This is a genomic window from Nonomuraea sp. NPDC048826 (assembly GCF_043198225.1).
GTDB lineage: Bacteria > Actinomycetota > Actinomycetes > Streptosporangiales > Streptosporangiaceae > Nonomuraea.
This window is the reverse complement of record NZ_JBICUQ010000023.1, coordinates 1-5,052: the sequence shown is the minus strand read 5'-3', so window position 1 is coordinate 5,052 and position 5,052 is coordinate 1. Positions and strand designations below refer to the sequence as shown.

Annotated in this window: 3 protein-coding genes and 1 pseudogene; 2 read left to right on the top strand and 2 right to left on the bottom strand. The window is 64.0% G+C overall.

The window, feature by feature from the left end; all coding sequences use genetic code 11:
- Positions 1–192: 192 nt before the first annotated feature.
- The gene (locus ACGFI7_RS41690; RefSeq protein ID WP_393415390.1) at positions 193–2,637 is read right to left on the bottom strand and encodes a tetratricopeptide repeat protein; all 2,445 of its coding nucleotides are present in this window, start codon (positions 2,635–2,637) and stop codon (positions 193–195) included.
- Between the two features lie 144 nt (positions 2,638–2,781).
- Positions 2,782–3,234, bottom strand: a complete 453-nt coding sequence (locus tag ACGFI7_RS41685; RefSeq protein ID WP_393415387.1) for a hypothetical protein — start codon at positions 3,232–3,234, stop codon at positions 2,782–2,784.
- Positions 3,235–3,505: 271 nt separating this feature from the next.
- On the opposite strand from ACGFI7_RS41685, the pseudogene ACGFI7_RS41680 reads away from it, so the two are divergent.
- A pseudogene (locus ACGFI7_RS41680) lies at positions 3,506–4,063 on the top strand (transposase); the annotation flags it as partial.
- A gap of 156 nt (positions 4,064–4,219) precedes the next feature.
- Positions 4,220–4,387 carry a hypothetical protein gene (locus ACGFI7_RS41675; RefSeq protein ID WP_393415383.1) on the top strand — a complete coding sequence of 56 codons (168 nt, stop codon included), beginning with the start codon at positions 4,220–4,222 and terminating at the stop codon, positions 4,385–4,387.
- Positions 4,388–5,052 lie beyond the last annotated feature (665 nt).

The window sequence follows — 5,052 nt, the reverse complement described above, 5'->3', positions numbered from 1 at the left end:
ACAGCCGGGCACCCACGCTGACCACAGCGAGGCAATCGACCTCCAGCCGAATCCCTCAGCCAACCAGCTCAAGGTCGAGAAAGATCGAGGCTAACGCGTCGCACCGAACATCAGAGGCTTCACAATTTCTATAATTTCGAGTCAGGTCTAGCCGACGAGAAACTTGTCTAGGGCGAACTGCATACGTAGTGCTCACCCCTTCTGAGATTGCTCCCGTTCCGCCCGACATAGATCCGCCCAGTACGTCAAGCGGAGGTTCTGGTAGATTGCCAGAGCTTCACCGTACGCGCGGTAGGCATCCTTCTTGTTACCCTGGGCGTTCGCCAGTCGTGCCATCCCCACAGCTACCTCAGCTTGGCCTACTCGATCTCCAATCTCCGCGTACAGGGTTCGAGCCTGTTCGAGGGCCCTCTCCGCCTGAGCGAACTCTTCCCGCACGCGCGCAACCGCACCCAGGCCCTGCAGCGCGTTAGCGTGGCCCAGCCGATACCCGCTCTCCTCGTATATGGCGCAGGCGTGCTCATAAGCCTCTTCTGCTCGCCTAAAATCTCCCCGCTCCCGCGCGACATCCCCCAACCCTCTTAACGCGTTGGCCTGGCCCACGCGGTACCCAATGTCCTCATACAGGACGCGAGCCTGCTCAAGGGTCTTCTCCGCCCGACCGTAGTCACCACGCTCCCGCGCGACATCCCCCAAGTTTCTCAACGCGTTGGCCTGGCCCACCCAGTCCCCGATCCCCTCATACAGGACGCGAGCCTGCTCAAGGACCTTCTCCGCCCGACCGTAGTCACCACGCTCCCGCGCGACGTCGCCCATACGCAACAGCACATCGGCTTGGCCTAAACGATCTCCTGCTTCCTCATACAAAATGCCAGCCTGCTCAACGACCTCCTCCGCCCGACCGTAGTCACCACGCCCACGCGAAACGTCACCTAGACCCCTCAGCGCATGGGCCTGACCCCGTCGGTGACCGCCCTTCTCATACAGGACGCGAGCCTGTTCATAGGCCTTCTCCGCCCGCCCATACTCCCCTCGCAAACGCGCCACACCGCCCAGAGCCGCCAGCGTATTGGCCTGACCCTCACAGTCGCCGATCTCCTCGTACAGGAAGCGAGCCTGCTCCAGGAGTCCCTCCGCTCGCTTTCCTCCTCCCGTCATACGGGCAACTACGCCCAGGCCATGCAGAGAGTCGGCTTGGCCCTTCCGGTCCCTGATCTCCTCATACAGAACCCGGGCCTGCTCATAGGCCTCCTCTGCCCGCCCATATTCATTCCGCTGCCACGCAACATGGCCCAAGCCCTTCACTGCGCTGGCCCGACCGACTGCGTCCTGACGGAGTAAAGCGCTCGTGTACATGGCGGAGTACAGGTCGCGGGCCTGCAGGTACCGACCATCAAAGCGCAGCCACCAGGCCGTCGCAGCACCCAATCCAAAAGCGTCCGGCCAATCCTCGAGTGCCGCATGGGCGACGGTTTGCAATTCGCTGGTAGATGCCGTCAGCCAAGCACGCGCTTGCGCCGGCAAGATATAATGCGGATCACCTGGAGAAGCGTAGTTGAGCATGCGGGTGGCAGCACGAACTTGGCTATGCAGAAATGCATATAGTCGTTCGCGGCCAGCACGCTGCGCCTCTGGGGGGTCTTCAGTGACAGCGCGGTGGCGGGCGCATTCCAGGAATACATCATGAAAGCTGAAGCGATGATTGGCTGCTCGCGTGAGCATGGACTGTTGCGCCAGTTCATCGAGACGTAGCCCGGCAGTGGCTACCGGCAAACCTGCAAGCGCGGCAATGGTCAGTGCGTCGAAATCAGGGCCCGGATGCCAAACACAACAGCGCAGCACCCGCCGCTGACCCTCATCCAGTGCCTCGTAGGAGACTATGAACGCGGCAAGAACCGACTGATCGATCTTCGGCAGATCCCGGAACCGATGGCCGCCCTCCCGCATCGCGTCATCCAACGCCTCAGCCAGCAGAGCCGGCTCTTGGCGGGCCAGGAGACGCCCCACTGGGTCCAGCGCTAGCGGCAACAAGCCGCACAGCCTTGCCACCTCCTTCAGGACATCATCCGCGTCCAGGGGGCGGCGAGCCCTGAGCCTTAGCAGCTCAATCGCATCAGCCGGAGCGAGGGTATTCAGGGAAAGAGGAACCGCCGCATCCATCTCATCCAGGCTCGACCGGCTGGTGACCAACGTCAAGCAGCGCGGCGCGCTCTGGGGGAGCAGCGGCATGACCTGCTCCACCGTCCGCACATTGTCCAGCAAGAGCAGCACCCGGCGGGCGGCCAGCCACCCTCTCCACAATCGCGATCGACCATCCAGACTCTCTGGGATGCTTGCGACCTCAAACCCGGCCCAGCCCAGCAGTTCGGCTAACACCGCACGCGGTTCCGCCGGACTCGCACCCGGAGTGAACCCATACAGATCCACCTCCACCCGCGCATCGGGGAACCAGTCCTTGACTCTCGCAGCGACCGCGCGAGCCACGGCCGTCTTGCCCACCCCCGCCATTCCATGCACCGCCGAGATTCCCAAGGGGCGGCCCAGTGCCAGCGCCCCCTTCACTCGACCGACCAGCGTGTCGATCTCGGAGTCGCGACCCACCAACTGCGGGGGCGCGACCAATGGCAGCAACGTCATTTGCGGCCGCTCTGGACCAGAGAAATAGATGTTCTGTGTTCCCGAGCCTTGGACTGCCATCTGCGCTTGATCATGCCCAGACGCGGTCACACCCTCTGGGCGGGAACCAGATGAGGGTGCGGAATTGGGAGGGCTCATGTCCGCCTACCCATGACGCTTACCTGATCGCTTCTGCGGTGGGCTGAAGGTGACATTCTGTACGCCGTGTCCCTGCACCGCCTGCTGTGCCTGATCACGGGCCTGTGCGTTGACCCGCACCGCACCAATTGCCAACTCTGCCGACACCTGAGCGGCGACAAACTCCACCAGCTTTCGCGCCTGTCCCTCGCTGCCGGGCTGCTCTTCCAGCAGATCCCGCACTAGAGCGGTCCACACCGCCTGCTGTTCCCGTCCTGCCAGCTCAGGATCACCCGCCGTGAGTAATTCCTGTCGCGCCTGCTCCAACCGACCCGCCTGCACCTTCTCCGCCTCGACCGAACCGCGGCCCAGCAGCTTGGCGCACCGAGTTTTGGCCCCTTCCCAGGCATCGGTGGTCATCGCGGTGACTAACGCCGAACCCGCCGCCCCCGCCAACGCTAACAACGCCTCCGACAGCATGATGTCCTCCGTATCCGACTCCGAATGCTTTCGGGATACCTCACATGTTCGCAGAAATCAGCGCTCCGCATCACAAGCACAACGAACAAAGGCAGCACCTGTTCCATGGTGGCCTTACTAGAATGTTTGTTTGCAAATAGGCACGTTCGGCCAGTGATATCGGGCCGTTGACGTCGGGCGTGTCGCGCTTGCGTCCCGGCATCTTCTTGGCCGCGTCCCGGCCGATCGTGGCGGCGGGGACTCCTCGGCCGGCGTCCCGAAGACCACCACCGGCCGGAATGCGGCCAAGAAGGTGCCCGGTCGCAAGCGTGGGCTGGCCACCGACGTACTGTGCCTGGTTATCGCGGTGGTGGTCGCGGCAGCCTCGATCCACGACAACGCCATCGGGAACGCGCTGCTGGACCGCGTCGCCGCCGCCACCCCGCCCGGCAGCGTCCAGACCGCCCTGGCCGACCAGGGGTTCAAGAGCAGCGTGTTCGCCCACGGCGCCCGCCACGGCATCGCCGTGCAGATCGTCGGGCGCAATCCTGCCGAGGCCGGGTTCGTCCCCCAGCCCAAGCGGTGGGTGGTGGAGCAGACCTATGGCACGATGTCCCTGCACCGGCGCCTGGGTGCGCGACTACGAACTCGATCCGGCCAGCTCCGAGTCACGCGTGTACTGGGCGATGACGGATGTGATGACCCGCCGGCTGGTCGGCCCTTCCACTCCTGTCTGGCGCGCCACGTGAGCACGCCGGACCCCGGCACGTGGCTGCTGGACCGGATCGAGGCCCGCGAGAAGGCGTTGACCAGCCAGATCGAACAGCTCCAAGCTCGGATCGAGGAGTAGACCGCCCGCCTGCGGGACCTCGACCTGGACCTCGATCATCTGCGGATCACCCGCAAGACTTTGCTCGTCCTGGCTGGCGAGCCCGATCCAGCATCCCCGCCGCCACCGGCACCGGTGGTCCCCGACCATCCCGCCGACCAGCAGATCCTCACCCTCATGACCAGCGCCGACCCGCCCACACGAGCGCGCGACCTTTGCCTGGCCCTGGACCTTCGCTTGGAGCGGAAGAACATCGAGAACACCCGCGCCAAGCTCAAACGCCTGGTCAGCCTCGGCATTCTGGTGGAGATGGAGCCGGGATTGTTCGCTCAGCCGCGTCCGTAACCCGGCAACGAGCCTGTGATCAGCACTCCTCACGCAGCGCAAGCGATCAAAGGGGCATCAACTCACGAATCGCCCTCTGAACGTTGAAACCGATGTGGCATGTCAACGCGCGTCGCCGTGGATAGCCTGCCGAGGCGTTGCTCGCCAGCATAGGCGGATTCGGTTCCAATCGGCGCTGGTCAATCGGTGTTTCAGTGCATGGGAACGGGTGACCGTTCGGGTCACCGTCGATGAGCAAGAACGATGGACTGCGGTCGAAGAGGTTGCGGACGGCCGAGAGGCGGTTGGTGCCGCTCTCGGTGTGGCTGTGTTCCGACACCGCGCCTGAGATGTTGGAAGCCTGGCGGAGCCAGGAGAAGGGGCTGGCGGTGTGCGCCGCGGCCCACGAAGACTTGCTCATTCTGCGCAAACGAGGCGGTGAGGCTTGATGGCCACATCCTCTCCCTGCACGACGCGAGGGCTGGGCTGCTCCTCGTTTTCCACAGGCTGTGCACGGCCGTGTGCGGTCCGACAGGCAGGAGAGCGTGTCCAGACCATGATTGACATCGATCACCGAGGCGAGCGCTCATGCCCGCGTTCCGCAGCTGTGTGGCGAGAAAAGCACACAGATCTGTGGCTTGAGCTGCGGAAATGCTTGCGGGCATGCTGATGCGGCGTGTCACTAG

Excerpts from the sequence above, each read along its gene's own strand:
- ACGFI7_RS41690 (WP_393415390.1), bottom strand. The coding sequence starts at position 2,637 with ATGACGTTGCTGCCATTGGTCGCGCCCCCGCAGTTGGTGGGTCGCGAC.
- ACGFI7_RS41685 (WP_393415387.1), bottom strand. The coding sequence starts at position 3,234 with ATGCTGTCGGAGGCGTTGTTAGCGTTGGCGGGGGCGGCGGGTTCGGCG.
- ACGFI7_RS41675 (WP_393415383.1), top strand. The coding sequence starts at position 4,220 with ATGACCAGCGCCGACCCGCCCACACGAGCGCGCGACCTTTGCCTGGCC.